The following is a 24,893-nucleotide window of genomic DNA, read 5'->3' on the forward strand; positions in this document are numbered from 1 at the left end:
TCGCGGGGTTGTCGAATCCCGGCTATTTTTCCAGCGAAAGCGGTTTTCAGGAAGCCGCAATAAGGGCCAATGCCTCGGCCACTTCGATGCCATCGACGGCGGCGGAGAGGATGCCGCCGGCGTAGCCCGCCCCTTCGCCGGCCGGAAACAAGCCTTTGACGTTGAGGCTTTGATAGTCCTTGCCGCGGGTGATGCGCACCGGCGAGGAAGTGCGCGTCTCGACCCCAGTGAGCACCGCGTCGGGAAGCGCGAAGCCGCGGATCTGCCGGTCGAAGACGGGGATCGCTTCTTTGAGCGCGGCGATGGCGAACGCCGGCAGCGCCGTGGTGAGGTCGGTGGGCTTCACCGCCGGCTGGTAGGAGGGAACGACGTCGCCGAGATGCTCCGAGGGTCGCCCGGCGAGAAAATCTTCCAACCGTTGCCCCGGCGCAGCGTAGTTGCCGCCGCCCAGCTCGAAGGCGCGGCGCTCCCAGCGGCGCTGGAACGCGACGCCGGCGAGCACGTCCTGCGCATCGAAGTCGGCCGGGGCGACATTGACGACCAGTGCGCTGTTGGCGTTGCGCTCGGCGCGCGAATACTGGCTCATGCCGTTGGTGACGACGCAGCCCGGCTCGGAGGTCGCCGCGACGACCTGGCCGCCGGGGCACATGCAGAAGCTATAGACGTCACGGCCGCTCGAGGCGTGGTAGACGAGCTTGTAATCCGCCGCGCCCAACAGCGGATGGCCGGCATATTTGCCGTAGCGCGCGCGGTCGATGAGCGACTGCGGGTGCTCGATGCGCAAACCCACCGCGAAAGGCTTGGCCTCCATGAACACGCCGCGCCGGCCGAGCATTGCGAAAGTGTCGCGCGCGGAGTGTCCCAACGCCAGCACGACGTGATCGGCGCGCACCGTCTCCCTAGTTTCGCCCGTCTGCAGGACGAGACCGCGCAGATGGCCGTCTTCGATGATGAGGTCTTCGAGGCGGGTCTGAAAGCGGATCTCGCCGCCCAGGGCCTCGATCTCGGCGCGCATCTTCTCGACCATCGAAACGAGCCGAAAGGTGCCGATGTGCGGGCGATTGACCCACAGGATTTCCTCCGGTGCCCCGGCCTTGACGAATTCGCTCAGCACCTTGCGGGAAAGATGCCGTGGGTCGCGGATCTGTGTGTAGAGCTTGCCGTCCGAAAACGTGCCGGCGCCGCCTTCGCCGAACTGGACATTCGACTCGGGATGGAGGTTGTGGCGACGCCAGAGATCCCAGGTGTCCCGGGTGCGCTCGCGCACCTTTTTGCCGCGCTCCAGCACCAGCGGCTTGAAGCCCATCTGCGCCAGGATCAGCGCGGCGAAGATGCCAGCCGGGCCGAAACCGACGACGACCGGGCGCAGGAAATTTCCCTGCGGCGCACGGGTGACGAAGCGATAGCGCATGTCTGGCGTCGGCTTGACGTGCGGATCGTTGGCAAAGCGTGCCAGCACCGCCGCCTCGTCGGCGACTTCGAGATCGAGGCTATAGACGAACTGTAGCGCATTCTTCTTGCGCGCATCCGGGCTGCGTTTGAAGATTTCCAGCCTCAGCAGCTCGGCAGGTCTGATGCCGAGCCGCTCAAGGACGGCGGCGGTGAGCTCCTCCGCCGTGTGCTCCAGCGGTAGCCGCAGTTCGGTGACCCTGATCACGCGCCGAACAATGCCTCGACGAACGCGCGCGCCTTGAACGGCTGCAAGTCGTCGATGCCTTCGCCGACGCCGATGAAGCGCACCGGCTTCGGGCACTGGCGCGCAATCGCCGCGAGCACGCCGCCCTTCGCGGTGCCATCGAGCTTGGTGACGATCAGCCCCGTGACATGGATCGCCTTGTCGAAGGCTTTGACCTGGGCAATCGCATTCTGGCCGATGTTGGCGTCGAGCACCAAGAGCACCTCGTGCGGCCCGCTGGGCTCCGCCTTCTGGATCACGCGGCGCACCTTGGCGATTTCCTCCATGAGATGCAGTTGTGTGGGCAGGCGGCCCGCAGTATCGGCCATCACGATGTCCACCCCGCGGGCGCGCGCGGCGGAAATCGCGTCGAACACGACGGCGGCCGGATCACCACTCTCCTGGCTGACTACGGTGACGTCGTTCCTGCGTCCCCATTCGGCGAGCTGCTCGCGCGCCGCGGCGCGGAAAGTGTCGCCGGCGGCAAGCAGCACGCTCCGGCCCTCCTTCTGGAACTGCTTGGCGAGCTTGCCGATCGAGGTGGTCTTGCCGGCGCCATTGACCCCGGCGATCATGATGATGAACGGCTTGTGCGCGCCGACTTCGAGCGGCGCTTCCAGCGGCTTGAGGAGTTCCGTCATCAGGTCGATGAGCGCCGCGCGCAACTGGGCCGGCGCTTCGAGCTTTTCTTTCTTGACCTTCGCCTTGAGCTGATCGAGCAGCCATTGCGTCGCCTCGACGCCGCAATCGGCCATCAAGAGCGTCGCTTCGAGCTCTTCGAGCAGTTCGTCGTCGATCTTCGCGCGCGAAAAGAGTTCGGAAAGTGGGGTGGTGAGCGCGGCGCGCGTCTTCGCCAGGCCGGCTTTGAGGCGCTCGCTCCAGGAAGGCTTGGCGGCGTCAGGCGCTCGATCGACGGGCTTGTCTTTCTTCAGGAAACCAAACATGCGCGGGATGTGTCGTAAGAGGGTTGCGCGCTAAGATGCGCCTGCTCGATTCTATCAGCCGCTTGAAAAACTCATGAAAAACAGATCGTTTCTCGCCTGCGCCCTGCTGGTTGCCGTCCTGCCGGCGCCGACTTTTGCAAACCCCTTCGAGACCACGCTGAAGAATGGTCTCAAGGTGATCGTCAAGGAAGACCACCGCGCGCCGACCGCCGTGCATATGGTCTGGTATCGCGCTGGCAGCATGGACGAGAAGGACGGCACCTCGGGTGTCGCCCATGTGCTCGAACACATGATGTTCAAGGGCACCAAGACCGTGAAACCAGGCGAGTTCAACCAGCGCGTCGCCGCAGCGGGCGGACGCGACAATGCCTTCACCAGCCTCGATTACACGGCCTATTTCCAGATCGTGCCGAAAGAAGCGCTCCCTGAGATGATGCGGCTGGAAGCCGACCGGATGGCGAATCTCACGCTCAAAGCCGAGGAATTCACCAGCGAAATCGAGGTCGTCAAGGAAGAACGGCGGCTGCGCACCGAGGACAACCCGCAGGCGCGCGTTTATGAAACCCTGAACGCCGCGGCTTTCCTGGCGCACCCCTACCGCCGGCCGATCATCGGCTGGATGAACGATCTCGACAACATGAGCTGGCGCGATGCGCGCGAGTGGTATCGCGCTTGGTATGCGCCGAACAACGCCTATGTCGTCGTGGTGGGCGATGTCGATCATCGCGAGGTGTTCCGGCTCGCCGAAGCGACCTATGGCCGGCACAAGGCAAAACCCCTGCCGGAACGCAAGCCGCAGAAGGAACCGCCACAACGCGGCGAGCGACGCGCGATCGTCAAGGCGCCCGCCGAGCTGCCCTATCTTTTGATGGCCTGGAAGGTGCCCAAGCTCGTCGATATCGATCAGGATCGCGAGCCCTTCGCGCTCGAAGTGCTCGCAGCACTCCTCGATGGCAACGACGCGGCGCGTTTTCCCAAGCGCCTGGTGCGTAGTGAGAAGATCGCCCAGTCGGCCTCGGCCGGCTACGACGCGATCCTCCGTGGCGAAGCGCAATTCGTCCTCGCCGGCCAGCCGGCGGCCGGCCGCACGATCGACGCGCTCGAAGCCGCGCTGAAAGCCGAAATCAAGCGCATCCAGGAAGAAGGGGTCACCGAGGAGGAATTGAAGCGCGTCAAAACCCAGGTCGTCGCCGCGCAGGTCTATAAGCGCGACTCGATGATGGCGCAGGCGATGGAGATCGGCCAGTTCATGTCGGCAGGCTTGTCCTGGCGCGACATCGACAAATTCGTCGACAAGATCAAGAGCGTCACCGCCGAGGAAGTGCAGGCGGTGGCGAAGAAGTATTTCATCGACGACACGCTCACCGTTGCCGTGCTCGATCCGCAACCGCTCGATCCGGCGCAGCCGAAGAAGCGCGGCTTTGCCACCCGCCACTGAAGGTGACTACCATGCGTTTCCTGTTCGTTTTGCTGTGGTTCTGCTTAAGCCAGGCGATCGCCGGCCCGAAGATTGAACACTGGGTGCTGCCTTCCGGCGCCAGGGTCTATTTCGTCGAGAATCATGATCTGCCGATCCTCGACGTGCAGGTCGATTTCCCCGCCGGCGATGCGCGCAACCCCAGCGGCAAGGCCGGGCTAGCCAGCTTAACCGCAAGCCTCCTCGATGCCGGCACCCCCGAGCTGGACGAAGAACACATCTCGGCGCGCCTGGTCGAGCTGGGCGCGCGACTTGCCACCTCTGCCGATCACGACAAGGCGAGCGTCAGCCTGCGCACGCTCTCCTCCCGGGAGGAAAAGGAGGGCGCGCTGGCGCTGTTCACTGCCGTCCTGTCAGCGCCGACTTTTCCGGCGGCCGCCTTCGAGCGCGAAAAGACGCGCAGCATCGAAGCGCTCAAAGATGCCGACACGCGCCCGGATGCGATCGCCGCCAAGCGCTTCGCCCAGGCGCTCTATCCCGATCATCCCTATGGCAGGGTGCCGACCGCCGAGAGCGTCGCCATGATCACGCGCGAAGACCTCGTCGCCTTTCACAAGGCGCATTACGTCGCCCACGGCGCAGTGATCTCGATCCTCGGCGATGTGAGCCGCGCCGAGGCCGAAACGATCGCACGCAACATCACCGCGGCGCTGCCGGCAGGCCACGCGCCTGCGCCGCTCCCTAGCGTGACGCTGCCGGCGCGCGAGACGATCAAAGTCCCTCACCCGGCGGTGCAAGCGCACATCCACATCGGCCTGCCGGCGATCCGGCGCAGCGCCAGCCCAGAATATTTCGCGCTGCTTGTGGGCAACTACACCCTCGGCGGCGGCGGTTTCGTCTCGCGGCTGATGAAGGAAGTGCGCGAAAAGCGCGGCTACGCCTACAGCGTCTATTCCTACTTCGGGCCGCGCCAGCTCGAAGGGCCGTTCGAGATCGGTCTGCAAACCAAGCGCGAGCAGGTCGAGGATGCGCTGAAAGTCGTCCAGGATGTGCTCGAGCGCTTCCTCGCCGAAGGCCCGACGGAAGAAGAACTCACCGCGGCGAAAAAGAACCTGATCCAGGGCCAGGCGCTGCGCATCGACAGCAATGCGAAGCTGTTGGGCTACCTCTCGCTGATCGGTTTCTACGATCTGCCGCTCGACTACCTCGACGAGTTTCCGAAAAAGGTCGCGGCGGTAACGCGCGAAGACGTCAAGGCGGCCTTCCGGCGCACCGTCAAGCCGGAAAACCTCGTCACCGTGATCGTGGCGGGGAACTGAGCGAGCGGGCGAGCACATTTGAGTTTAGACTAACCGATCGATGGATTTCGTTCTGACAGAACACGCCGAACAGCGGGCAAAACGACGCAAGATTCAGCGTCAATAAATCGCCGCGACTTTGGAACATCCAGCCAGAACGGAAAACGATCTGATGATCCTGAGCTTGCTCACGCACTGCGTCCCATTGCGGAACGCGGATTTCGCGTGCTGCGGGTCATCTACAACGAAAGGTGCGAACCCGTGCGCGTCGTGACGGTCTTTTTCGATGACGGAGTGACCGATCTATGAAGTTCGAATACGATCCGGTGGCCGATGCCGCCTATATGGAAATCAGCGATGCCGAGATCGAGCGGTCGGAAAGCGTTCGCCCCGGCGTGGTGATCGATTACGACAAGGAAGGCAATGTGGTCGGGATCGAGCTGCTCTCGGTCAGTAAGCGCGCCAAGACACCCTTGCCCAAGGCAGCATGACCGGCTGTGCCGCTTGCAGATGTTGCAGGAACACCACATCATCGTGATCGTGGCGGGAGATTGAAAGAGACGGGGATTGGGTTCCCCGTCCCGTTTCAGCGGCTTCTCAACAAGGCTTTCGTCGAATTGTCGAGCGGCAGGACATAGTCCTGAACCGCGAGAACGATATTCGTCGCCGGCTGGATGACTTTCAGATTGACGAAAACGAATTCGTCGCTCTGACCATAAGTGCCGACGATGACGGCCTGTGCATCGTGCGATTGCGCCAGGTCCTTGATCTCGCGGGTCAGCATCAGTTCGCCTTGGCTGCGTTTGACATACACGCTGTTTCGATATTTGAGCTCGATCATGCGGTAGCCGGCCTTGGTGAAGCGCGCAGAAACATGCTCCGAGATCAAACGGCCAAGTGTCGAAGATTGATCGAGATTGTCGATATTGACGACGGTGGCGATGATCAGCGGTTGGGTATTGGTCAATACTGGGTTCGCTTGCGCGAGCAACGCTTCCGCCGCTTTATAGTTTGCGGGGATCAGCGGGTTGGCCGCAGCCTGTTCCCACGTGGGTTCCGGTTTGGGGGCCGGCGTATTCGAGCAGGCCGGCAGCCCCAGGGCGACACAGCAGAGACCCGTCAGTCCGAAAAGCCTTTTTGTCGTCATTCGCCGCCTCCCACCTTGATTTTCTGAGTCTGTGCGGCCAAGCCTTGATAAAGAGTCTTGTCGTTGTCGGCGACGTAGTAAATGCTCGTATTGCGCGCCAGATAGCGGTTACCGTCATTGACGCCGGTCGTGACGATGATTTCGGTTTGGGGTGTTTCACCGGTGGCGAACTCGGAGCGGAACCAGCTGTAGGCATCGCCGGCCACTATGGCTGCAGTCAGAGCGCCTGCCCCCGTTGCTTCGACGGCATCCAACGCCCAAAGGCCAGTCGCCAAGGCCGTCGCCGTTCCGTGGTGCCGATACTGTGGACGGTTTGCGGAAAAGCTCACGACTTGGGTGTCGACCTCGACGTTCAGGGCGCCGTCAGGCCGTTTCATGACCGTCTGGCCATTCGCTACGAGCGACGAGATGAGCAGATTCTCGAACGCGCGGTCAAACGCAGATGCCCCGGGTTTGCGGACGACATGCAAGGGGCGCTTGTCGGGTAGGCTGGAGGCGATCCTGTTTGCGACATCCTTGGCGATGATGTCCCAGTGCGCTGCTGCCTGAATTTTTTCTTGTTTCGTCGAAGGGAAATTGGTTGCGAGCGGCGCCTCACTGAATGGCGCCGCGCAACCGGCAAGTATCGCCGCTGTAGCCAGTGCGGCACCCGTGGTATGAAATCTCATCGAAAGCCTCCCAAGTCCGTGATAGCTGATCCGTATAAACCTAATACGCCTAAATAAAAGGTAGGCATATCGCACCCTAACACAAAATCCCAAGAAGCTCAATCATTTCTGTTTGGCAATTCGCCAATCAGATTAGGTTTACCGTGCGCCACGAGCTCGCCCTCGCCATAGGCAAGACCATTGCCCGTTGGAGAAAAGCCCAAGGCATGACGCAGGAGCAACTGGCGTTGGCTTTGGATGTAGATCCGATAACCGTATCGCGATTCGAGAGGGGGGGTAACTTTGCCGTCGCTGCCAACGCTACATCGGATGTCCGGCATATTCGGAATTCCTCTCGCGAGATTGTTCGAGGATGCTCCGCTCGAAAATCGGCTGCGCAACGACGCGGAGTTGCTGGCAGCTTTGATGGGAAGTCTTTCCAACGCCGAAAAGGATTTCGTCTTCGAAATGATCAAACGATTTTGTGCGCTCAAGAAATAAAGCTGTTACGACTGCCGACGAGGGAAGGCACATTTGACTGATCTCATGCCGAAACGATACCCCTAGGGGTCGCAAGACTTTCCTCCAGGGCGCGGGCGTTTTCTCACTGCCACCGTGTCGTGTGTTGTCATGTCTTCGAAACGGCAGCAAAATTGCGCGCCATCCAATGGCAGACCGCCCCCCTCCTCGATGAGCCGCATCCGCATCACTGGCGGCGCCTGGCGCAGCCGCCTGATTCGCGTCGCCGACACACCCGGCCTGCGGCCGACGCCGGACCGCGTGCGTGAAACCCTTTTCAACTGGCTCGGCCAGGATTTGTCCGGCTGGCATTGCCTCGATTTGTTCGCCGGCAGCGGCATCCTCGGCTTCGAATGTGCTTCGCGCGGTGCGGCCGAAGTCGTGCTGGTCGAGCGCGATCGGGATGCCTTCGCCCGGCTCAAGGAAAATGCGGTGTCGTTCGACGGCGATCGGCTGCGGCTCATACGCATGGATGCGCTAGAATTTGCTGCGCAATCGGCCGAAACATTCGATCTGGTGCTGCTCGATCCGCCTTACCGGCAGGGCTGGCTGGAGCGTGTGGCGCCGTTCCTGCCGCGGCTGGCCAGGCCGGGAATGCGGGTCTATGCGGAAGCCGAGCACCGTCTCGATGCCCTCGGCGAGTGGCGGACGGTGAAACGCGGACAAGCCGGCCAGGTCTTCTATCATTTGCTGGAGCGCTGATGAACAACGGCATCGCCGTCTATCCGGGCACTTTCGACCCCTTCACACGGGGGCACGAAGATCTGGTGCGCCGCGCCGCGCGGCTCTTTTCCCGGGTCATCGTCGGCATCGCCGCGAGTCACGGCAAGCGGCCGTTGTTCACGCTCGACGAGCGGGTCGAGATCGCCCGTGAGTTGTGTGCCGACTTACCCAATGTCGAGGTATTCGGCTTCACCGGCCTGCTGATGGATTTCCTGCGCGAGCAGAGGGCACGGATCATCATGCGCGGCCTGCGCGCCGCCTCCGATTTCGAGTATGAATTCCAGATGGCGGGAATGAACCGCGTGCTGCATCCCGACATCGACACCTTGTTTTTGACGCCGGGCGAACAATATATGTTCATCTCGGCGACAATGGTTAGGGAGATCGCAAGCCTGGGGGGCGATGTCTCTAAATTCGTGCATCCGCTGGTCGCGGCGCGCCTGGCGGAGAAGTTCCGCAAACGTTCTTGATGAAAGCGAGAGGAAGCAAGCAATGGCCCTGATGATCACCGACGAATGCATCAACTGCGATGTCTGCGAGCCCGAGTGCCCCAACGGCGCGATTTCGCAAGGTGATGAGATTTACGTCATCGATCCCAACAAGTGCACCGAATGCGTCGGCCACTTCGATACCCCCCAGTGCATCGAGGTCTGCCCGGTCGATTGCATCATCAAAGACCCGAACCATCCCGAGACGCAGGATCAGCTGCTGGAGAAGTTCAAGAAACTGACGGGTAGCTGAGCACGAATCTGCGCCTGTCAATCTCACCGTCGTCACCGGGCGCCTGGCGGGGCCCGGTTTTTTGTCTGATACGCCGATGACCGATCCGACCACGCTCACCTTCTGGATCGCCGTGCTGCAGATCATCGCGATCGACATCCTTTTGGGCGGCGACAATGCGGTGGTCATTGCGCTTGCCTGCCGCAAGCTGCCTGAGGCCCAGCGGCGCCAGGGTATCTTCTGGGGTGTGGCCGGTGCCATCGCGCTGCGCGTGATACTGATTTTCTTCGCGCTGCAATTGCTCGAAGTGCCCTGGCTGAAGATCGCCGGTGCGCTGCTGCTGGTCTGGATCGGCATCAAGCTCTTGCAGCCTGAGGAAGAAGGTCATGGCGAAGTCGCGGCCGCCACGACGCTCGCCGGCGCGATCAAGACCATCATCGTCGCCGATGCGGTGATGAGCCTCGACAACGTGATCGCCGTCGCTGCCGCGGCGCACGGCAGCATCCTGCTGGTGATTTTCGGCATCCTGGTCTCGATCCCGATCGTCGTCTGGGGCAGCCAGCTGGTGCTGAAACTGATGGATCGCTACCCGGTCGTCATCACTGGCGGCGGCGCGCTGCTCGGCTGGATCGGCGGCGGCATGATCGTTTCCGATCCGGCGCTGCCCAAGGACTTCTTCGCCGGCTTGCCGTATGCGAAATATCTGATGGCCGCGCTCGGGGCATTACTGGTCGTGGTCATCGGCAAGTGGCTGGCGGCGCGCACGCTGAGGTTGCGGCCGGCGAAAGCGCCCGAGGATCTGCTGGCGGAAGACAAGGAGAACTGAAATGGCGAACTGGCTCGTGCCCGTCGATGGCGATGCGATCTCGCTCAAGCCGATCGACTGGATCATCGCCCACCGCGACGACTGGAAAACCCTGCCGACGATCCACCTCCTCAACGTGCAGCCCCCGCTCTCCGGCGACGTGAGTCGTTTCATCAATGCCGGGCAGATCCGCGACTTCCACCGCGAGGAGGGCTTGAAGGCGCTCGCCGAGGCCAAGGGCCGGCTCGAAGCCGCCGGCATCGTGCCGCAACTGCACGTCTCGGTCGGCAACAGTGCCGAGACCATCACCGCCTATGCCGCCGACCTCGGCTGCGAGCTGATCCTGCTCGGCACGCGCGGCCACACCGGAATTTCCGGCACGCTGCTCGGCTCGGTGGCGAGCCGTGTCGTCGCCCATGCGCCGGTGCCGGTGCTGCTGGTCAGGTAATTATCGATTCTGACAGGACGGACAGAAATACGTCGACCGCTGTCCCTGGCGGATCTGCCGGATCGGCGTGCCGCAGCGCAGGCAGGGTTCGCCCGCGCGGCCATAGACCTGGTGGCGCACCTGGAAATCGCCCATGCCCTCCGGCCCGCAGAAATCGCGCAGCGTGCTGCCGCCGGCGCGGATCGCGGCGCGCAGCGTCGTCTTGATCGCGGGGACCAGCCGTTCGAGCCTTGCCAATGAAACGCTGCCGGCGGCGCGGCGCGGGTCGATGCCGGCCTGGAACAGGCTCTCCGAGGCATAGATGTTGCCGATGCCGACGATGAGGCGGCTGTCCATCAGCGCCGGCTTGATCGCCACACGCTTACCCGCGAGCGTCGCATGCAGCCAGGCCGGTGTGAAGGCGCGAGAGAGCGGCTCGATACCGAGCGTCGCGAGCAGCGGGTGGGCGAGCGGATCGCCTGCCAGCCAAAGCAGCGCGCCGAAGCGGCGCGGATCGGTGAGCCGTAGGACATCTTCACCAAAGACGAAATCGGCATGATCGTGGCGACCGGCCGGCGTGCCGGGGGCGACGAAGCGCAGGCTGCCGGACATGCCCAGATGGATCAAGAGATGCCCGTCCGCAAAGTCGAGCAGCAGATATTTGCCGCGACGTTTCGCCTCGATCAGCGAGCGGCCGGACAAGTGCCGAGGAAGGCCGGCGGGAACCGGATAGCGCAAACTCGGCGCTCGCAGCACGGCACGGTCGAGCTGCCGGCCGGCGAGACGTTTCTCGATGCCGCGCCGGGTGACTTCGACTTCGGGGAGCTCAGGCATGAAGCGGGTGGGAAACTGCTAACATGACGCCATTGTAGACGCACGTTTCCGCCCGCCGGATCGCATCATGATGAAGTCTTTGCCGCTGTCTTTCCTTATCGCCGCCGCGCTGCTCGCTGGCTGCGCGCCGCTGCAACACTCGGTGCGTCCGGCGCCAGAGGCGCCAGCCAAGGCGCAGGCGGAAGCGCAAGCGGCGGCACAGGCGAAAGCGGATGAGGCGGCTGCAGCCGAGGAAGCTGCTTTGCGTGCACGGCTGCCAAAGCAGGCGCTCACGCCCCGCATGCTGCAGGAATTCCTGCTCGCGGAAATCGCCGCCCGGCGCGGACGGCTCGACGAGGCCGGCGAGCTGTATCTGGATCTCGCCCGCACGACGCGTGATCCGCGCATCGCGCGGCGGGCGACCGAAATCGCGCTGCATGGTCGCCGTATCGAGACCGCGCTCGCCGCTTCGCGCCTCTGGCTGGAAAGCGATCCGGAATCGGCAGCGGCCCGCCAGGCGATGATCGGCCTGTTGGCGGCTGCCGGTCGATTCGAGGAGCTGAAAGTCGCGTTGCCCGCCTGGCTGGCGGCCGATGCGCGCCAGCTGCCCGGCAATCTGATGCGCCTGAACCGGCTGTTCGCCCGCGGCGGCGACCGCAAGGCGGTGCGGGAGATCGTCGATCAGGTCACGACGCCCTACCTGGAACTGCCGGAAGCGCATTTCGCGCGCGCCCAGGCCGCCTTCGAAGCGCGCGAACTGACCGCCGCCCGCGCAGCGCTGCAGCGTGCGCTCGAGCTGAAGCCCGACTGGGAACTCGCCGCGCTGTTCCGTGCCCAGATCACCGCGAATCATGACGTGGCGATGCAAGAGCTCGGTCAGTTCGTGGCTGCGAATCCCCAGGCACGCGAGGCGCGCCTCGCCTATGCGCGGGCGCTGGCCAACGATCGAAGCTATGAAGAAGCGCGGCGTGAATTCCGCATCCTGCTCGAGCAAGGCGCGGCCGATCCGGCCAAGAACGGCGACATCGTCTTTGCCGTCGCGGTGCTCTCATTGCAGCTCAACGACACGCAGGAAGCGGAAAAACATCTGCGCCGCCTCGTCGACATCGACCATCCCGAGGCCGACCGGGCGCGCTTCTTCCTCGGTCAGATCGCCGAAGAAGGCAAGCGTTGGAATGATGCGCTCAAATGGTTCGATGCGGTCGGCCGCGGCGAACATTACCTGCCGGCAAGGCTGCACGCCGCAGGCGTGCTCGCGAAACAGGGCAAGCTCGACGCGGCGCGCGAAACGCTGCACAGCGCGGAAGCCGGCACGCCACGCGAGCGCAACCAGCTCGTCATCGGCGAAGCGCAGCTCTTGCGCGAGGCCGGGCGCATCGCCGATGCGCATGCGGTGCTCGTCGCCGCGCTGGAACGCCAGCCCGACGAACCCGAGCTGCTCTACGAAGCGGCGCTGCTCGCCGAGCGGCTCGGCCGTGTCGACGAGATGGAAAGCCGTCTGCGCCGCCTGATCGAGCTCCGGCCCGACCATGCGCATGCCTACAATGCCTTGGGCTTTTCACTCGCCGACCGCAACATCCGTCTCGCCGAGGCGCGCGCGCTGATCGACCGGGCACTCGAACTCGCGCCGGACGATCCGTTCATCCTCGACAGCAAGGGCTGGGTGCTGTTCCGGCAGGGCGAAATGCAGGCGGCGCTCGAAGCCCTGCAGCATGCCTATGGCCTGCGTGCCGATCCCGAGATCGCCGCCCACCTCGGCGAAGTGCTCTGGACGCTTGGTCGCAAGGAGGAGGCGCGTCAGACCTGGGAGAAGGCGCGCAGAGCCAATCCCGCCAACGAAGCGCTGGCCGAGACCATCAAGCGTTTCCTGCCTTGATTCTGATTCGCCTCATCCTCGTCTGCCTGCTCGTTCTGGCCGGCTGTGCCGCCGTGCCGGTGGCGCCCCCCCATCCGCCGCTGCCGCAGGTCGAGCGTTTCGCCATCGACGGCCGCATCGCCGTGCGACAGGGCGAGATGCGCCATTACGCCAATCTCGATTGGCGGCACGCCCCGGCAAGCGATGTGATTCTGCTGACTACGCCGTTGGGTCAGGGCATGGCGGAACTGGTGCGCGATGCCGGTGGCGCGCGGCTGACGCTGGCCGATGGCCGCACGCATGTGGCCGACGACTGGAACGCGCTGGCGCAGGAAGTATTCGGCGTCGCGCTGCCGCTCAACGGCGCCGCGCGCTGGCTGCTGGGCGATCTCGCCGACACCGAAGGCTGGCGTGTCGAGATCCTCGGACGGGAGAACGGCGCGCCCGATGGTCTGCCGACGTTGATCGAGCTCAAGCGCGAGGACATCACGGTGCGATTGAAGATCGACGCATGGCGGGAAGCGCAATGAACGAGTGGAATCGGGCCTGGCCGGCGCCGGCCAAGCTCAATCTGTTCCTGCACGTCGTCGGCCGACGCTCGGACGGCTACCACCTGCTGCAGACGGTGTTCCGCTTCATCGAGCTCGCCGACACGCTGCGCTTCGAGCCGCGCAGTGACGGGCGCATCGTGCTCGCCACACCGACCCCGGGTGTGCCGCCGGAACTGGATCTGGTGGTGCGCGCGGCGGAGATGTTGAAAGTCGGCGCTGGTAGAACGGCACTGGGCGCGACCATCTACCTCGAAAAACACATCCCGATGGGCGGTGGCCTGGGCGGCGGCAGTTCCGATGCCGCCACCACGCTGATCGCCCTCGACCGGCTCTGGGGCCTGAATCTGTCGCGCGAGCGCTTGCAGGAGATCGGCCTGCGCCTCGGCGCCGACGTGCCGGTGTTCATCCATGGCCGCAACTGCTTCGCCGAAGGCGTCGGCGAGCGCTTCACCGACGTGGCGGTGCCCGACGCCTGGTATTTGTTGAGCTTTCCCGCGGTGCAGGTGCCCACGGCGGCGATTTTTCGCTCGCCCGCTCTCCAGCGCGCCACGCCGGCGATTCGTCCTGCCGACTGGCGGCCAGGCTTCGGCCACAACGATCTGGAGCCGGTGGCCTGCGCGCTCTATCCCGAGGTGGCGCGGCATCTGAGTGAGCTGCGCCGCTTCGGCGATGCGCGCATGACAGGGTCAGGCGCCTGCTGTTTCGTCAGCTTCGAGACACGCGCCGAAGCCGAACGGTCCCGCCAGGCCTTACCTGCGGATATCCGCAGTGAAATCATTCGGGGGCTCCCCTTGCACCCGTTGGCAAAACTTGAGTAATATAGTCGGGAACTTTCCTCGATTAGCACTCTCGAATGCAGAGTGCTAATATTCAACCGAGAAATTCGAGAAGGAGACCGACATGAGCCAAGCATTGACCCTAGCCCAGTTTCCGGTTCCCTCCGCCACGGGCAGCCTCGAAGCCTATATCGCGGCCGCCAATCGCATTCCGATGCTGAGCGAAGCGGAAGAGCAGCACCTGGCGCGGCGCTTCCGTGACGAGGGCGATCTCGATGCCGCGCGGCAATTGGTCCTCTCCCACCTGCGGCTGGTGATCGCCGTCGCGCGTGGCTATCTCGGCTATGGCCTGCCGCATGCCGACCTGATCCAGGAAGGCAACATCGGCCTCATGAAGGCGGTCAAGCGCTTCGATCCCGACCGCGGCGTGCGCCTGGTGTCTTTCGCCCTGCACTGGATCAAGGCCGAGATTCACGAATACATCCTGAAGAACTGGCGGCTCGTCAAGGTTGCGACGACCAAGGCGCAGAGGAAGCTTTTCTTCAACCTGCGCAGCATGAAGTCCGCGCTCGCCCACGATGCCCAGAGTGAGGCCGGCTTCGCCAGTCTCAGCCCGGCGGAAGTCAAATCCGTGGCACGCCAGCTCGGCGTCAAGCCCGAGGAAGTGGTCGAGATGGAAACGCGCATGAATGGCGCCGACATCTCGCTCGAACCGCTGACCGAGGACGAGGACGAACCCTACGCGCCGATCGCTTATCTCGCGGCCGACAGCAGTGTCGAACCCTCGGTCCAGCTCGAACGCAAGGAGCGCGACCGGCTGCAGGATACGGGCCTCGCCGAGGCGCTCGAAAAGCTCGACGAACGCAGCCGGAACATCGTCAAGCGCCGCTGGCTGGTCGAAGACGGCGAGGAAGCCGCCACGCTGCACGAACTCGCCGCCGAATACGGCGTCTCGGCCGAACGCATCCGCCAGATCGAAGCCAAGGCGATGCAGAAGATGCGCGGCGTTCTCGCGGCGCGGATGTGAGCCGGTAAGCTTTCCGGGACGAACGGGCCGCTTGCGGCCCGTTTTGCTTCATGCCGCTGCGGGACGAATGATCGGCGCTTCGCGGATCGGCAAATTGATCAGGGCGGCGAGCGCCGCGAGCGCCATGTCGGCATACCACATCCAGCCGAAATCGCCGAAGGCGGAGATCGCCAGGCCACCCAGATACGCGCCGAAGAAACCGCCGATCTGGTGGGTGAGCAGCGTCAGCCCGAACAGCGTGGCCAGATAACGCACGCCGAACAGCTTGCCGACCAGGGCCGCGGTCGGGGGCACGGTGGCCAGCCAGGTGAAACCCAGCCCAGCGGCGAACAGGTAAAAGGTCAGCTCGGTGCGCGGGGCCATCAGGTAGGCCGCGATCAGCAGCGCCCGCGAGCCGTACATCGCCGCCAGCACGTGCTTGCTGCGATATTTCGCCACGCATGAGCCGGCGTAGAGGCTGCCAAAGATATTGGCCAAACCGATGATCCCCAACGACCAGCTCGCCACCGAAGGCGGCAGGCCACACAGATCGACCTCCCCCGGCAGGTGGGTGACGAGGAAGGCGATGTGGAAGCCGCAGGTGAAGAAACCGGCGTGCAGCAACAGATAGCTGCGATCCTGCAGCGCGCTGCCGATGGCGTGTCCGATGCCGTGATCGGCTTCTGCATGCCTGACGACGGCAGCGGCGGAGTTCGTCAGTCTGCCGATCAGCGGCAGTGCGGCCAGCGTCATCAGGGCGAGTGCCCACATCGCGCTCATCCAGCCGAAGGTCTGGATCAGCCTCTGCACGATCGGCGCGAAGACGAACTGGCCGAAGGAGCCGCCGGCGTTGATCACCCCCGAGGCCGCGCCGCGCGCTTCGAGCGGTAGCCGCTGGGCGGCGGCGCCCATCAGCACCGAGAAGCTGCTGGCGCCGGAACCGATCGCGGTCAACAGGCCGATCGCGAACGCCAGACCCAGCCCTGAGGTCATGAAGGGCGTCAAGGCGGAGCCGAGCGCGGCGATCACCAGGCCGCCGATCAGCACGGGGCGCGGGCCGAAGCGGTCGGCAAGCCCGCCCGCGACGGGTTGCGCCGCACCCCAGACGAACTGGGCGATGGCGAGCGCGAGGCTGATCGTCGTGATGCCGAGCTCGGTCGACGTGTTGATCGGGCCGACGAACAAGCCCATCGACTGACGCGCCCCCATCGTGATCGCCAGGATGCCGGCCGCCGCGAGGGTCGTGGCGAGGACGCCGGGTTGTATGGAAAGCGCGCGGAGCATGGGCTGTCCGATCTATTGGCCAGCCAATAGCTTACTCAAATCCTCGGAAATTTGCCGGGCCGTCATGCCATGGGGAATCTTCAGTCGCAGCCGACCCTGTGGATCGTAGGCGAAGCTGTCGGCCGTATGGTCGATGCCATAGTTTTCGGCGTCTTCTCCGACCTTGCGGTAGATCACCTTGAAACCCCGCGCGGCTTGCCGTGTCGTGTCGGGATTGGCGAAGAGGCCGAGAAAACGTCCGTCGAACTGGGGCACGTATTCGGCCAGTCGCGCTGGCGTGTCGCGTTCCGGATCGAGGGTGACGAACAGCACCTGCACGCGGTCGGCATCCGCGCCGATGAGGCGCATCACCCCTTTCAGGTTCGCCAGCGTCGTCGGGCAAACGTCCGGGCAGTGCGTATAACCGAAGAACACCACGACGACCTTGCCACGAAAGTCGGCGCTGGCGACACGGCTCCCCGTATGCGTGGTGAAGCCGTCCAGGAGCGCCAGCTGCCCGTAGTCGGCGCCGCTGACATCCTGGGCATGGAAGCGCTTTTCCGGCGGTGGCGCGCAGCCCGAGAGAAAATGCACCAGCGCCGCACCTACCGCGATGCCGAGCAGCACGAAGGCCAAGCGCTGGACCAGCGGGCGCAGGTTCGCACGCGCACGGCGGGCGGGCGGGCCGGCGCGCTGCACGAGCAGGCTGGCGGCGACGATCAGCAGCAAGAGGATGATGACGATCTTGATAAACAATTCAGCCGCCCAGTGCAGCGAGCAGCTTCTCATGGATGCCGCCAAAGCCGCCGTTGCTCATCACCAGCACGTGGTCGCCGGGCCGTGCCGCCGCGACGATGCGAAGCACGAGATCATCGAGGTCGGCGCTCACTTGCGCCTTCTCGCCCAGCGGCGCCAAGGCGGCGGCAGCGTCCCAGCCGAGGTTCGCTGCGTAGCAGAACACCCGGTCGGCTGCATTCAGACTGCCCGGGAGCGCCTCCTTCATCGTGCCGAGCTTCATCGTGTTCGAGCGCGGCTCCAGCACGGCGAGGATGCGCGCTGGGCCCACGCGGCCGCGCAGGCCGGCCAGCGTCTTGGCGATCGCGGTCGGGTGGTGGGCGAAGTCGTCATAGACGGTGACACCTTTGGCCTCACCGCGCACTTCGAGGCGGCGTTTGACGTTCTCGAAACGGGAAAGCGCTGCGAGCCCCTGCGCGATCGGCACGCCGGCGTGCCGGGCGGCGAGGAGCGCCGCCAGTGCGTTGCTGCGATTGTGCGCCCCTGCCAACTGCCAGTAAATCCGGCCAACTTCGCCGTTCTTGTCGTGAATGATGAGAGAACCGTCGGCATCGTCGCCGCTCGTCCGCCAGCCCGCCGGGTCGTTGAAGCGTTCCACCGGCGTCCAGCAGCCGCGCGCGAGCACCCGTTCGAGCGCAGGCTCGACGGCATTGGCGACGATCAGGCCATTGCCGGGGATCGTCCGCACGAAGTGATGGAATTGCGTTTCGATCGCGGCGAGATCTGGAAAGATGTCGGCATGATCGTATTCGAGATTGTTGAGGATCGCCGTGCGCGGCCGGTAATGGACGAACTTGGAACGCTTGTCGCAGAAAGCCGTGTCGTATTCGTCGGCTTCGACGACGAAGAAGGCAGATTCGCTGAAATGGGCCGACCTGGCGAAATTCTTCGGCACCCCGCCGATCAGAAAGCCGGGGTCGAGTCCGGCGTCGGCGAGGATCCAGGCGAGCATCGCGGAAGTCGTCGTCTTGCCATGGGTTCCGGCCACCGCGAGCACCCATTTGCCCTGCAGGATGTGCTCGGCGAGCCATTGCGGTCCGGAGGTGTAGGGAAGTCCGCGCGCGAGGATCGCCTCCAGCAGCGGATTGCCGCGCGAAATGGCATTGCCGACCACCCATAGGTCGGCGTCGAGCCCGATCTGCTCGGCCCCATAACCCTCGATGAGGCGGATGCCTGCGGCCTCGAGCTGAGTGCTCATCGGCGGATAGACGTTGGCATCGCAGCCGGTGACCTGGTGGCCGGCGGCGCGGGCGAGCAAGGCGATACCGCCCATGAAGGTGCCGCAGATGCCGAGGATGTGGAGGTGCATGGGGATGATGGGGCTACAATGGTGGGGCCATTCTACGGGAGACATCGAGATGTCCCGCCGCAATCGTCCGTCGAGCGTCCAGAATCGTCATTCTCCGGTGTTGCGCTCCGAACTGGCCCACGCCGCCGCGCGACTGATCGCCGAAGACGGCATGGAATACGGTCTGGCGAAGAGAAAAGCGGCGCGACAGCTGGGCCTGCCGGCGAATTTTCCGTTGCCGGGCAACGCCGAAGTCGAAGAAGCCGTACGCGACTATCAGGCGATCTATCAGGAAGAGGAGCAGGCCGAGCGGTTGGCCTGGCTGCGTGAAGCGGCCGTTTTCCTGATGCGCCGCTTGGAACGGTTCTCTCCCTGGCTCACCGGTTCGGTGCTCGAAGGTACCGCCACGCGTCACTCGCGCATCGACATCCTGTTGTTCCCGGACAGCGCCAAGGAGGTCGAAATCTTCCTGCTCGATCAGGGCATCCCCTTTCATCACGGCACGCCGAGGAACGAGCGGGTCGAGGCGCTGCTGGTGATCGACGACGAGGCGTTGCCGGCCAACCTGATCGTGCTGCCGCCGCGCGAGGAACGCGTCAATGTCAAGGGCGCGGACGGTCGCATCCGACCTCGTGCCAAAGTGGCGGCCGTCGAGGCCCTGCTGGCGGCGGAAAATAGGTAAACTGGACAAACTGCTTCGATTTGCGGCAAACTAGCAGCCATGTCGAATTCAACCCGCAAAAAATCTTCTGCCAAAAAGGATAGTGGCGCTGCGTTGAAGGCGCGCATCCTGGTGCTGCACGGCCCGAATCTGAACCTCTTGGGCAGCCGCGAACCGGATGTCTATGGCCGCACCACGCTCGCGGATATTCACGCGATGATGGAAGCGCGTGCCCGCGCGGCCGGCGTGCAGATCGAAAGCTTCCAGAGCAACGGCGAAGGCGAGCTGATCGACCGCGTCCAGGCCGCCGGCGCCGAAGGCATCGAATTCATCATCATCAATCCCGCCGGTTACACCCACACCAGCGTGGCGTTGCGCGATGCGCTGGCGGCGGTCGGCATCCCGTTCATCGAAGTGCATCTGTCGAACATCTTTGCCCGCGAGTCGTTCCGGCAGCATTCCTATTTCTCGGCGCTCGCCGTCGGCACGATCTGTGGTCTCGGCGCGCAGGGCTATCTGCTCGCGCTCGAAGCCGCGCTCGCCCGCATCCGCACGTAATCCGCTCCCCCGGGAGCGTTCAAAATCATCGAATGCCCGCTGAAACCCTGCGGGTGGGAGGAACCACATGGACCTGAGAAAACTCAAGACCTTGATCGACCTGGTGCAGAATTCCGGCATCTCGGAGCTGGAAATCAGCGAAGGCGACGAAAAGATCCGCATCGCCAAGCAGTTGGCCGTCCTGCCGAGCACCACGACGATCAACATGCCGATGGGGCCAGCGGCCGCGCCAGCGCCTGCCGTGCCGCCGGCGCCGACGGCCGCGTCCGAGCCCGCCGCGCCGACCGAACCGGCAGGCCATGTCGTCAAGGCGCCGATGGTCGGCACCTTCTATCGTGCCGGCAGCCCCGGCTCGCCCCCCTTCGTCGAGGTCGGCCAGACGGTCAAGAAGGGTGACACCTTGTGCATCATCGAGGCGATGAAGCTGATGAACGAGATCGAGTCCGATGCCGACGGCGTCGTCAAGGCGATCCTGGTCGAGAACGGCCAGCCGGTGGAATTCGATCAACCCCTGTTCGTGATCGGCTGATGGCGATGTTCGAGAAAGTCCTGATCGCCAACCGCGGCGAGATCGCGCTCAGGGTGCTGCGCGCCTGCCGCGAGCTGGGCATCCGCACCGTGGCCGTGCATTCGACCGCCGATGCCGAGGCCAAATACGTCAAGCTCGCCGACGAATCGGTCTGTATCGGCCCGCCGGCGTCGAATCTGAGTTACCTGAACATCCCGGCGATCATCTCCGCGGCGGAAGTCACCGACGCCCAGGCGATCCATCCCGGCTACGGCTTCCTCTCCGAGAACGCCGATTTCGCCGAACGTGTCGAAAGGTCCGGTTTCGTCTTCATCGGCCCGAAGGCCGAGACGATCCGGCTGATGGGCGACAAGGTCTCGGCCAAGAATGCGATGAAGGAAGCGGGCGTGCCCTGCGTGCCCGGCTCCGAGGGCGCATTGCCCGAAGATCCGAAGGAAATCGTCAGGATCGCCCGCGCCATCGGCTATCCGGTGATCATCAAGGCGGCGGGCGGCGGCGGTGGCCGCGGCATGCGCGTCGTGCATACCGAGGCGGCGCTCATCAACGCGGTGACGATGACTCGTTCCGAGGCTCAGGCCGCCTTCGGCAACCCGATGGTCTATATGGAGAAGTTCCTCGAAAACCCGCGTCACATCGAAATCCAGGTGATGGCCGACAATTACCGCAACGCGGTGTGGCTCTCCGAGCGCGACTGCTCGATGCAGCGTCGTCACCAGAAAGTGATCGAGGAAGCGCCAGCGCCGGGCATCAACCGCCGCACCATCGCGCGCATCGGCGAACGCTGCGCCGAAGCCTGCCGCCGCATCGGTTACCGCGGCGCGGGCACCTTCGAGTTCCTCTATGAAAACGGCGAGTTCTACTTCATCGAGATGAACACGCGCGTGCAGGTCGAGCACCCGGTCACCGAACTCGTCACCGGCATCGACATCGTGCAGGCGCAGATTCGCGTCGCCGCCGGCGAAAAACTCTGGTTCCGCCAGCGTGACGTCGAGATTCGCGGCCATGCGATCGAATGCCGTATCTGCGCCGAAGATCCATTCAAGTTCACGCCATCTCCGGGCAAGATCGTCAACTGGCATCCGCCCGGCGGGCCGGGCATCCGCGTCGATTCGCATGTCTATTCCGGCTACACGGTGCCGCCGCACTACGATTCGATGATCGCCAAGGTGATTTCCTATGGCGACTCGCGCGAGCAGGCCATCCGCCGCATGCGCATCGCGCTCTCCGAGATGATGGTAGAGGGTATCAAGACCAACATCCCGTTGCATCAGGATCTGTTGCTCGACCAGAATTTCATCGAGGGCGGCGCGAGCATCCACTATCTCGAAGAAAAGCTCGCCGCGCGCGAGGAAGCCACGCGAAAGTGAGTGCCCGCCACGTTTCGCCGCGAGTGCGCTACTGACGATGTGGCTTTCCGTCGCCATCGAAACCGACGCCCAGCACGCCGATAAGCTTTCGGATGCGCTTCTCACCGCCGGGGCGATTTCGGTCTCGGTCGAAGATGCGCTGGCCGGCACCGAATTCGAGACGCCGCAATTCGGCGAGCCCGGCTCACCGACGACACCGTTGTGGGAGCAAAGCCGGGTCGTCGCCCTATTCGAACCCTCGGACGATTTGCGCGAACGGATCGTCACCGCCTTGAAAGAAGCCGGACTCGCCGTCCCAGCCACGATCCCCTTCGAGGAGGTCGCCGAAGCCGACTGGGTGCGGCTGACGCAATCCCAGTTCGAGCCGATCCGCATTTCCGAGCGGCTGTGGATCGTGCCTTCCTGGCATGAGGCGCCCGATCCGGCGGCGATCAATCTGGCGCTCGATCCGGGGCTCGCTTTCGGTACCGGCTCGCATCCGACCACGCGGCTGTGCCTCGAATGGCTCGAAGCGAATGTCACGCCTGGCTGTTCGGTGCTCGATTACGGCTGCGGCTCGGGCATCCTGGCGATCGCCGCGAAGAAACTCGGCGCTGGCCGAACGGCAGGGGTGGATGTCGATCCGGCGGCGCTCGCCTCTGCCGCCGAGAATGCGGCCCGCAATGACGTCACGATCCGGCTCTTGGGCTCCAACGAGCCGCTCGACGAGCGCTTCGAGCGCGTCGTCGCCAACATCCTCACCAATCCCCTGATGCTCCTCGCCCCGCTGCTCAGCGCGCGGCTCGAAACCGGCGGTCGGCTGGCGCTCTCCGGCGTGCTCGAAACCCAGGCGGAACAGGTCATCGCCGCCTATGCACCCTATCTTCCCCTGCGGATCGGCGCCGTGCTTGATGGCTGGGTCAGGCTGGAAGGAATGAAATAAACTCTTGGCATGCTGACCCGCTGCCCGCACTGTCTGACGCAGTTCCGCGTCACGGCCGAACAACTCAAACTCCGCCAGGGCAAAGTGCGCTGCGGGGTCTGCCGGCAGGTCTTCGATGCGCTGGAGAGCCTGAGCGACGAAATCGTCGCCGTCGTTCCGCCGCCCGCCGCGCCAACGGTCCCCGATTCATCCGTCATCGCAGCGAACGAAGGCCCGGCGTATCGCAACGAAATGGTCGGCACCCCGCTGCAGGAAACCGCGGCGACGCCCGTTTCGGCGCCAAAAGAAGAACCCGAACCCCAACCCGAGCCAGAACCAGAACCAGAACCAGAACCAGAACCTGAGCCTGAGCCTGAGCCTGAGCCCGAGCCTGAGCCTGAGCCTGAGCCTGAGCCTGAGCCTGAGCCTGAACCCGAGCCTGAGCCAACCGCATCGAAACCAGCCGTATCGGCGCCGGAAGTGGAGTCCGAGCCGATTCCTGAAGCGGAGCCGCCGGCAGAGGAAGAGGCAGTGGCAGGCGTGCCCGCCGTGGCGGCGCGCCCGCGCCGCTGGCCGTGGGCGATCGGCATCGTCCTCCTGGCGTTGCTGTTCGTCGGCCAGCTCGTCTATGTCTTCCGCAGCGAATTGGCCGTCATCTCACCCGAGCTGCGGCCGTTGCTGGCGGCGGCGTGCGACGCATTCGGCTGCACGCTGCCGCGGCCCGTCCGGCCTGATCTCGTCGGCATCGAAACTTCGGACCTCGTGCCCGAAGGAGAGGAAGGCAAAGTGCTGAAGCTCACCGCGACGCTGAAGAACCGGGCGCCGTTCGCACAGGATTATCCGCATCTGGAACTCACGCTCACCGACACCCAGGATGCCGCGCTGGTGCGCAAGGTGCTCGCCCCCGTCGATTACCTACCCACCGGCCGTGATCCGGCGGAGGGGTTTGCCGCCCGAAGCGAGATCGCCATCGATCTGCGCCTGAAAGCGGACGACGTCGCCGCGGCCGGCTATCGCCTCTATGTGTTCTATCCCTAGCGGTAAGAAACCCCCGACGCAACCTCTGATCCCTGATCCCTGATCCCTGATCCCTGACCTCTGCCATGCGTACCCTCATCTGCGGCTCGCTCGCTTACGACACCATCATGGTCTTCAAAGACCGCTTCAAGCACCACATCCTGCCGGAGCAGATCCACATCCTCAACGTCGCCTTCCTGGTGCCGGACATGCGGCGCGAATATGGCGGCTGCGCCGGCAACATCGCCTACAACCTGCACCTGCTGGACGGCAACCCGCTGATCATGGCGGCGGTTGGCGACGATTGCGAGCCCTACATGCTGCGGCTGAAGAAACTCGGCCTCGATGCTACCCATGTGCGCCGCGTGCCCGACACCTACACCGCGCAGGCCTTCATCACCACCGATCTCGACGACAACCAGATCACGGCTTTTCATCCCGGCGCGATGAACTACTCGCATGAAAACCGCATCGGCGAGGTGCGCGATGTCTCGCTCGGCATCGTCGCGCCGGACGGCCGCGAAGGCATGCTGCAGCACGCGCGCGAATTCCACGAGCGCGGCATCCCCTTCGTCTTCGATCCCGGTCAGGGGCTGCCGATGTTCGATGGCGCCGAACTGCGCGAATTCCTGCGGCTGGCCGACTATTGCACGGTCAATGACTACGAAGCCAAGCTGATGACTGAGCGCACCGGCAGGCCACTGGAAGAGTTGGCGCGCGAAGTGAGGGCGCTCGTCGTCACCCTGGGCGGCAATGGCTCGCGCATCTATGCCGACGGCTCGGTGATCGACATTCCCGCCGTCACACCCGAAGCGCTGCTCGACCCCACCGGCTGCGGCGATGCCTATCGCGCCGGCTTGCTCTATGGCATCGAGAAAGGCTGGAGCTGGGAAAAAACCGGGCGGCTGGCGAGTCTCATGGGCGCGATCAAGATCGCCCACCGCGGCGGCCAGAACCACAAACCGACGCGCGCGGAAATCGCCGCACGTTACCGCGCCGCCTGGGGCGAAGACCTCGACTGAAAATCGGCGCTGGCGAAAATGAGGACGTCCCGCCGGGCGCCGACTCACCTCGCACAGTCGGCGCTGGCGGAAATGAAAACGTCCCGCCGGGCGCCGACTCACCTCGCACAGTCGGCGCTGGCGGGACGGCACCCTACGGACGCCGCACCGACGCGCGCAGCAGAGTTTT

The 24,893-nt window shown here is 64.4% G+C and carries 28 protein-coding genes; 20 read left to right on the forward strand and 8 right to left on the reverse strand.

Annotated elements, in window-relative coordinates:
• Positions 1-46: 46 nt before the first annotated feature.
• Positions 47-1,657, reverse strand: coding sequence for an NAD(P)/FAD-dependent oxidoreductase (locus M52SOB_RS01020; protein WP_131110028.1), 1,611 nt, complete (start codon positions 1,655-1,657; stop codon positions 47-49).
• Complete coding sequence (ftsY, locus tag M52SOB_RS01025) at positions 1,654-2,619, reverse strand: signal recognition particle-docking protein FtsY (RefSeq protein ID WP_131110030.1); 966 nt, start codon at positions 2,617-2,619, stop codon at positions 1,654-1,656. Before ftsY ends, M52SOB_RS01020 begins: the two co-directional genes overlap by 4 nt.
• Before the next feature lie 73 nt (positions 2,620-2,692).
• Here ftsY and M52SOB_RS01030 point away from each other — a divergent pair, with 73 nt between their 5' ends.
• The 3 genes from M52SOB_RS01030 (at position 2,693) to M52SOB_RS01040 (ending at position 5,825) form a co-directional block, all read left to right on the forward strand.
• Complete coding sequence (locus M52SOB_RS01030) at positions 2,693-4,057, forward strand: M16 family metallopeptidase (RefSeq protein ID WP_131110032.1); 1,365 nt, start codon at positions 2,693-2,695, stop codon at positions 4,055-4,057.
• Positions 4,058-4,068: 11 nt separating this feature from the next.
• Positions 4,069-5,355: a M16 family metallopeptidase gene (locus M52SOB_RS01035; RefSeq protein WP_131110034.1), complete on the forward strand. Its 1,287-nt coding sequence runs from the start codon at positions 4,069-4,071 to the stop codon at positions 5,353-5,355.
• A gap of 284 nt (positions 5,356-5,639) precedes the next feature.
• On the forward strand, positions 5,640-5,825 hold the full coding sequence (locus tag M52SOB_RS01040; RefSeq protein WP_131110036.1) for a DUF2283 domain-containing protein: 186 nt from the start codon (positions 5,640-5,642) through the stop codon (positions 5,823-5,825).
• Positions 5,826-5,920: 95 nt separating this feature from the next.
• Here the strand turns inward: M52SOB_RS01040 and M52SOB_RS01045 are convergent, their stop codons facing one another.
• Positions 5,921-6,481, reverse strand: coding sequence for a FlgO family outer membrane protein (locus M52SOB_RS01045; protein WP_172601714.1), 561 nt, complete (start codon positions 6,479-6,481; stop codon positions 5,921-5,923).
• Positions 6,478-7,149, reverse strand: a complete 672-nt coding sequence (locus M52SOB_RS01050) for a hypothetical protein (protein ID WP_131110037.1) — start codon at positions 7,147-7,149, stop codon at positions 6,478-6,480. Before M52SOB_RS01050 ends, M52SOB_RS01045 begins: the two co-directional genes overlap by 4 nt.
• Positions 7,150-7,355: 206 nt before the next feature.
• Here M52SOB_RS01050 and M52SOB_RS14090 point away from each other — a divergent pair, with 206 nt between their 5' ends.
• The 6 genes from M52SOB_RS14090 to M52SOB_RS01080 all read left to right on the forward strand — a co-directional run bounded on the left by M52SOB_RS14090 (position 7,356) and on the right by M52SOB_RS01080 (position 10,343).
• Positions 7,356-7,670, forward strand: coding sequence for a hypothetical protein (locus M52SOB_RS14090; RefSeq protein WP_431306344.1), 315 nt, complete (start codon positions 7,356-7,358; stop codon positions 7,668-7,670).
• A gap of 148 nt (positions 7,671-7,818) precedes the next feature.
• The gene (gene rsmD, locus M52SOB_RS01060; protein ID WP_131110039.1) at positions 7,819-8,349 is read left to right on the forward strand and encodes a 16S rRNA (guanine(966)-N(2))-methyltransferase RsmD; all 531 of its coding nucleotides are present in this window, start codon (positions 7,819-7,821) and stop codon (positions 8,347-8,349) included.
• Positions 8,349-8,840: a pantetheine-phosphate adenylyltransferase gene (coaD, locus tag M52SOB_RS01065; RefSeq protein ID WP_131110041.1), complete on the forward strand. Its 492-nt coding sequence runs from the start codon at positions 8,349-8,351 to the stop codon at positions 8,838-8,840. The genes rsmD and coaD overlap by 1 nt, the downstream gene beginning before the upstream one ends.
• Before the next feature lie 22 nt (positions 8,841-8,862).
• Positions 8,863-9,111 carry a YfhL family 4Fe-4S dicluster ferredoxin gene (locus M52SOB_RS01070; RefSeq protein WP_131110043.1) on the forward strand — a complete coding sequence of 83 codons (249 nt, stop codon included), beginning with the start codon at positions 8,863-8,865 and terminating at the stop codon, positions 9,109-9,111.
• Between the two features lie 76 nt (positions 9,112-9,187).
• Positions 9,188-9,916, forward strand: a complete 729-nt coding sequence (locus M52SOB_RS01075) for a TerC family protein (RefSeq protein ID WP_131110045.1) — start codon at positions 9,188-9,190, stop codon at positions 9,914-9,916.
• 1 nt (position 9,917) lies between these two features.
• Positions 9,918-10,343 (forward strand): universal stress protein, encoded by a 426-nt coding sequence (locus M52SOB_RS01080; protein WP_131110047.1) that lies wholly within the window; start codon positions 9,918-9,920, stop codon positions 10,341-10,343.
• Here M52SOB_RS01080 and mutM read toward each other — a convergent pair whose 3' ends face one another.
• Positions 10,344-11,156 (reverse strand): bifunctional DNA-formamidopyrimidine glycosylase/DNA-(apurinic or apyrimidinic site) lyase, encoded by an 813-nt coding sequence (mutM, locus tag M52SOB_RS01085; protein WP_131110049.1) that lies wholly within the window; start codon positions 11,154-11,156, stop codon positions 10,344-10,346.
• 67 nt (positions 11,157-11,223) lie between these two features.
• Here mutM and M52SOB_RS01090 point away from each other — a divergent pair, with 67 nt between their 5' ends.
• The 4 genes from M52SOB_RS01090 (at position 11,224) to rpoH (ending at position 15,344) form a co-directional block, all read left to right on the forward strand.
• Positions 11,224-13,011 (forward strand): tetratricopeptide repeat protein, encoded by a 1,788-nt coding sequence (locus M52SOB_RS01090; protein ID WP_284155140.1) that lies wholly within the window; start codon positions 11,224-11,226, stop codon positions 13,009-13,011.
• The gene (locus M52SOB_RS01095) at positions 13,008-13,520 is read left to right on the forward strand and encodes an outer membrane lipoprotein LolB (RefSeq protein ID WP_131110051.1); all 513 of its coding nucleotides are present in this window, start codon (positions 13,008-13,010) and stop codon (positions 13,518-13,520) included. Before M52SOB_RS01090 ends, M52SOB_RS01095 begins: the two co-directional genes overlap by 4 nt.
• A complete protein-coding gene (gene ispE / locus M52SOB_RS01100; protein WP_131110053.1) occupies positions 13,517-14,359 on the forward strand; it encodes a 4-(cytidine 5'-diphospho)-2-C-methyl-D-erythritol kinase in 843 nt (280 codons plus the stop codon). The genes M52SOB_RS01095 and ispE overlap by 4 nt, the downstream gene beginning before the upstream one ends.
• Before the next feature lie 82 nt (positions 14,360-14,441).
• Positions 14,442-15,344, forward strand: a complete 903-nt coding sequence (gene rpoH, locus M52SOB_RS01105; protein ID WP_131110055.1) for an RNA polymerase sigma factor RpoH — start codon at positions 14,442-14,444, stop codon at positions 15,342-15,344.
• 48 nt (positions 15,345-15,392) lie between these two features.
• On the opposite strand, the gene M52SOB_RS01110 is transcribed toward rpoH, so the two are convergent.
• The 3 genes from M52SOB_RS01110 to mpl are packed head-to-tail and all read right to left on the reverse strand — an operon-like array spanning position 15,393 to position 18,690.
• A complete protein-coding gene (locus tag M52SOB_RS01110) occupies positions 15,393-16,607 on the reverse strand; it encodes an MFS transporter (RefSeq protein WP_131110057.1) in 1,215 nt (404 codons plus the stop codon).
• A gap of 12 nt (positions 16,608-16,619) precedes the next feature.
• Positions 16,620-17,375, reverse strand: a complete 756-nt coding sequence (locus tag M52SOB_RS01115; protein WP_131110059.1) for an SCO family protein — start codon at positions 17,373-17,375, stop codon at positions 16,620-16,622.
• Complete coding sequence (mpl, locus tag M52SOB_RS01120; protein ID WP_131110061.1) at positions 17,344-18,690, reverse strand: UDP-N-acetylmuramate:L-alanyl-gamma-D-glutamyl-meso-diaminopimelate ligase; 1,347 nt, start codon at positions 18,688-18,690, stop codon at positions 17,344-17,346. Before mpl ends, M52SOB_RS01115 begins: the two co-directional genes overlap by 32 nt.
• Positions 18,691-18,739: 49 nt before the next feature.
• Between mpl and M52SOB_RS01125 the strand changes: the two genes are divergently transcribed.
• The 7 genes from M52SOB_RS01125 to M52SOB_RS01155 all read left to right on the forward strand — a co-directional run bounded on the left by M52SOB_RS01125 (position 18,740) and on the right by M52SOB_RS01155 (position 24,724).
• Complete coding sequence (locus tag M52SOB_RS01125) at positions 18,740-19,351, forward strand: hypothetical protein (RefSeq protein ID WP_131110063.1); 612 nt, start codon at positions 18,740-18,742, stop codon at positions 19,349-19,351.
• 39 nt (positions 19,352-19,390) lie between these two features.
• Complete coding sequence (gene aroQ / locus M52SOB_RS01130) at positions 19,391-19,888, forward strand: type II 3-dehydroquinate dehydratase (protein WP_131110065.1); 498 nt, start codon at positions 19,391-19,393, stop codon at positions 19,886-19,888.
• A gap of 67 nt (positions 19,889-19,955) precedes the next feature.
• Positions 19,956-20,417, forward strand: a complete 462-nt coding sequence (gene accB, locus M52SOB_RS01135) for an acetyl-CoA carboxylase biotin carboxyl carrier protein (RefSeq protein WP_131110067.1) — start codon at positions 19,956-19,958, stop codon at positions 20,415-20,417.
• A gap of 5 nt (positions 20,418-20,422) precedes the next feature.
• A complete protein-coding gene (gene accC / locus M52SOB_RS01140) occupies positions 20,423-21,784 on the forward strand; it encodes an acetyl-CoA carboxylase biotin carboxylase subunit (RefSeq protein ID WP_131110069.1) in 1,362 nt (453 codons plus the stop codon).
• Between the two features lie 37 nt (positions 21,785-21,821).
• Positions 21,822-22,706 carry a 50S ribosomal protein L11 methyltransferase gene (prmA, locus tag M52SOB_RS01145; protein ID WP_131110071.1) on the forward strand — a complete coding sequence of 295 codons (885 nt, stop codon included), beginning with the start codon at positions 21,822-21,824 and terminating at the stop codon, positions 22,704-22,706.
• A gap of 9 nt (positions 22,707-22,715) precedes the next feature.
• On the forward strand, positions 22,716-23,723 hold the full coding sequence (locus tag M52SOB_RS01150; protein WP_131110073.1) for a DUF3426 domain-containing protein: 1,008 nt from the start codon (positions 22,716-22,718) through the stop codon (positions 23,721-23,723).
• 65 nt (positions 23,724-23,788) lie between these two features.
• Positions 23,789-24,724: a carbohydrate kinase family protein gene (locus tag M52SOB_RS01155; protein ID WP_131110075.1), complete on the forward strand. Its 936-nt coding sequence runs from the start codon at positions 23,789-23,791 to the stop codon at positions 24,722-24,724.
• Positions 24,725-24,893: the final 169 nt, after the last annotated feature.

Origin of the sequence: Sulfuricystis thermophila, from assembly GCF_004323595.1 — a bacterium.
Taxonomy (GTDB): Bacteria; Pseudomonadota; Gammaproteobacteria; order Burkholderiales; family Rhodocyclaceae; genus Sulfuricystis; species Sulfuricystis thermophila.

What these genes read in the sequence shown, in the direction of transcription:
- ftsY (WP_131110030.1), bottom strand. Translation starts at nt 2,619, where the DNA reads ATGTTTGGTTTCCTGAAGAAAGACAAGCCCGTCGATCGAGCGCCTGAC.
- M52SOB_RS01030 (WP_131110032.1), top strand. Translation starts at nt 2,693, where the DNA reads ATGAAAAACAGATCGTTTCTCGCCTGCGCCCTGCTGGTTGCCGTCCTG.
- M52SOB_RS01035 (WP_131110034.1), top strand. Translation starts at nt 4,069, where the DNA reads ATGCGTTTCCTGTTCGTTTTGCTGTGGTTCTGCTTAAGCCAGGCGATC.
- M52SOB_RS01040 (WP_131110036.1), top strand. Translation starts at nt 5,640, where the DNA reads ATGAAGTTCGAATACGATCCGGTGGCCGATGCCGCCTATATGGAAATC.
- M52SOB_RS01045 (WP_172601714.1), bottom strand. Translation starts at nt 6,481, where the DNA reads ATGACGACAAAAAGGCTTTTCGGACTGACGGGTCTCTGCTGTGTCGCC.
- M52SOB_RS01050 (WP_131110037.1), bottom strand. Translation starts at nt 7,149, where the DNA reads ATGAGATTTCATACCACGGGTGCCGCACTGGCTACAGCGGCGATACTT.
- M52SOB_RS14090 (WP_431306344.1), top strand. Translation starts at nt 7,356, where the DNA reads ATGACGCAGGAGCAACTGGCGTTGGCTTTGGATGTAGATCCGATAACC.
- rsmD (WP_131110039.1), top strand. Translation starts at nt 7,819, where the DNA reads ATGAGCCGCATCCGCATCACTGGCGGCGCCTGGCGCAGCCGCCTGATT.
- coaD (WP_131110041.1), top strand. Translation starts at nt 8,349, where the DNA reads ATGAACAACGGCATCGCCGTCTATCCGGGCACTTTCGACCCCTTCACA.
- M52SOB_RS01070 (WP_131110043.1), top strand. Translation starts at nt 8,863, where the DNA reads ATGGCCCTGATGATCACCGACGAATGCATCAACTGCGATGTCTGCGAG.
- M52SOB_RS01075 (WP_131110045.1), top strand. Translation starts at nt 9,188, where the DNA reads ATGACCGATCCGACCACGCTCACCTTCTGGATCGCCGTGCTGCAGATC.
- M52SOB_RS01080 (WP_131110047.1), top strand. Translation starts at nt 9,918, where the DNA reads ATGGCGAACTGGCTCGTGCCCGTCGATGGCGATGCGATCTCGCTCAAG.
- mutM (WP_131110049.1), bottom strand. Translation starts at nt 11,156, where the DNA reads ATGCCTGAGCTCCCCGAAGTCGAAGTCACCCGGCGCGGCATCGAGAAA.
- M52SOB_RS01090 (WP_284155140.1), top strand. Translation starts at nt 11,224, where the DNA reads ATGATGAAGTCTTTGCCGCTGTCTTTCCTTATCGCCGCCGCGCTGCTC.
- ispE (WP_131110053.1), top strand. Translation starts at nt 13,517, where the DNA reads ATGAACGAGTGGAATCGGGCCTGGCCGGCGCCGGCCAAGCTCAATCTG.
- rpoH (WP_131110055.1), top strand. Translation starts at nt 14,442, where the DNA reads ATGAGCCAAGCATTGACCCTAGCCCAGTTTCCGGTTCCCTCCGCCACG.
- M52SOB_RS01110 (WP_131110057.1), bottom strand. Translation starts at nt 16,607, where the DNA reads ATGCTCCGCGCGCTTTCCATACAACCCGGCGTCCTCGCCACGACCCTC.
- M52SOB_RS01115 (WP_131110059.1), bottom strand. Translation starts at nt 17,375, where the DNA reads ATGAGAAGCTGCTCGCTGCACTGGGCGGCTGAATTGTTTATCAAGATC.
- mpl (WP_131110061.1), bottom strand. Translation starts at nt 18,690, where the DNA reads ATGCACCTCCACATCCTCGGCATCTGCGGCACCTTCATGGGCGGTATC.
- M52SOB_RS01125 (WP_131110063.1), top strand. Translation starts at nt 18,740, where the DNA reads ATGTCCCGCCGCAATCGTCCGTCGAGCGTCCAGAATCGTCATTCTCCG.
- aroQ (WP_131110065.1), top strand. Translation starts at nt 19,391, where the DNA reads ATGTCGAATTCAACCCGCAAAAAATCTTCTGCCAAAAAGGATAGTGGC.
- accB (WP_131110067.1), top strand. Translation starts at nt 19,956, where the DNA reads ATGGACCTGAGAAAACTCAAGACCTTGATCGACCTGGTGCAGAATTCC.
- accC (WP_131110069.1), top strand. Translation starts at nt 20,423, where the DNA reads ATGTTCGAGAAAGTCCTGATCGCCAACCGCGGCGAGATCGCGCTCAGG.
- prmA (WP_131110071.1), top strand. Translation starts at nt 21,822, where the DNA reads ATGTGGCTTTCCGTCGCCATCGAAACCGACGCCCAGCACGCCGATAAG.
- M52SOB_RS01150 (WP_131110073.1), top strand. Translation starts at nt 22,716, where the DNA reads ATGCTGACCCGCTGCCCGCACTGTCTGACGCAGTTCCGCGTCACGGCC.
- M52SOB_RS01155 (WP_131110075.1), top strand. Translation starts at nt 23,789, where the DNA reads ATGCGTACCCTCATCTGCGGCTCGCTCGCTTACGACACCATCATGGTC.